We start from the raw sequence: 405 nt of genomic DNA on the forward strand, positions 1-405 counted from the left end.
CTTCCGAACAGAATTCTTTTAGTACCGAATGCTTCAACTACTGCATCTATATATGGAGTAAAATCTTCCTGCTTCCAATTATTATAATCTGCTTCTGTAACCATACCGCTTATTTTACAATATACATTTTGGTATTGAGCAATGGTATTGATATCTTTCTTCCATTCATCAATCAAGCCTGCTTTAATGTAAGGCTTTGCAATATGATCTATTACAAAAGGTTGAGATGGATTTTGTTTTACTAATTCAATTGCAGCCTGTAAATGCTTTGGAAAAATTAAAATATCGTAAGTAAAATTAAATTGTTTTAATGCAGCAATGCCTCTTAAAAAATTTGGTTGCAACATAAACTCAGGCTCTTGTGCCTGCAATACATGCCTGAAACCTTTTACTATTTTATGCTGT

General features: G+C 32.1%; 1 protein-coding gene. It reads right to left on the reverse strand.

The window, feature by feature from the left end:
- A partial coding sequence (locus tag E3E36_RS12440) for an amidohydrolase (protein ID WP_167895641.1) occupies positions 1-405 on the reverse strand: 405 nt, incomplete at both ends.

This window comes from Thermococcus sp. M36 (assembly GCF_012027355.1).
Taxonomy (GTDB): Archaea; Methanobacteriota_B; Thermococci; order Thermococcales; family Thermococcaceae; genus Thermococcus.